2 protein-coding genes are annotated in these 1,037 nt (G+C 66.8%); one reads left to right on the top strand and one right to left on the bottom strand.

The window, feature by feature from the left end:
- The coding region (locus tag AX681_RS16800; protein ID WP_197424310.1) for a winged helix-turn-helix transcriptional regulator at positions 1 to 516 on the bottom strand (516 nt) is incomplete at its 3' end.
- Positions 517 to 574: 58 nt separating this feature from the next.
- Here AX681_RS16800 and AX681_RS16795 point away from each other — a divergent pair.
- On the top strand, positions 575 to 991 hold the full coding sequence (locus AX681_RS16795) for a VOC family protein (RefSeq protein WP_066661613.1): 417 nt from the start codon (positions 575 to 577) through the stop codon (positions 989 to 991).
- The last annotated feature ends 46 nt before the right edge of the window (positions 992 to 1,037 follow it).

The following is a 1,037-nucleotide window of genomic DNA, read 5'->3' as shown; positions in this document are numbered from 1 at the left end:
CCCCCGCCCCGTCAGCCCATAGAGCGCCACCGGCGGAAACCGATCCTCCAGCCGTCGCTTCACCAGATCCTGCCCCATCATCGCCTGCAGCGTCAGCGACAGTGCGCGCGGCGTCACAGGTGCCAGTCGCGACTGGAGCGCGTTGAAGCGGGTCCAGTCCTCACCCAGTCCGCCCGCCACCGGCAGCGTCCAGCGCGACAGATCGGGCGCCTCCAGCCCCAGCCGCACGCGCACATCGTCGATCCGCTCGCACGCCGCGCCGATCGCGCGGCCGCTATCCGTCAGCACATATTCGGGGCGCAGCGGGTGGCCATGGCCGGGATTGGGCATCACCCAGCCCTGCTCGCGCAGATACGCCAGCGTCCGCGTCAGGCTGTTGCGCGACAGGCTGAAGCGCCGCTCGATCACCGCAAAGCGCGATCCCTGTTCGCGGCTGAGCAGCGCCAGCACGGGGATCGTCCACCGCCCCGCCGCCAGCCGCTGCAGCACCGCATTTGTCAGAACCGGATCATCCACGCGCTTGACCAAATCACAATCTACTATACAAATGGAACCATAGAGTCGGGAGGACGATATGGCAAGCGAAGCAACCGTTGAGGCAAGCGGCACCACCATTTCCTATGACGGCGGCCTGACCTGCGCGCTCAGCGTCACCAATCTGGATCGGTCGATCGCGTGGTACGAAACCGTGCTCGGCATGGCGCTGATGTACCGGATGGACGAGATCGCATGGTGCGAGCTGCGCTCAGCCGTCGCGCGCGTCAGCATCGGCCTGTCGCAGGTTGAGAGCGCGGGTGGCCCCGGCGGCGCGACGCTGACCTTCGGCGTCACCGATCTCGACGCGGCCAAGACGGTACTGGATGCTGCGGGCGTGCGCCAGGACGGCCCGATCAACGAAATCCCGGGCATGGTGCGCCTGCTCACCTTCTACGACCCCGATGGCAATGCGCTGATGTTCTATCAGGATCTTTCCAGCGGCGGGGCGGGATGAGTCTCCACCGCATCTCCCCTCCCTGAAAGGGAGGGGTCGGGGGTGG

It is taken from the genome of Sphingomonas sp. CCH9-E2 (genome assembly GCF_001557215.1).
Lineage (GTDB): Bacteria > Pseudomonadota > Alphaproteobacteria > Sphingomonadales > Sphingomonadaceae > Sphingomonas.
Note: the sequence above shows the minus strand (reverse complement) of the source record. Positions and strands in the feature narration are given on the sequence as shown.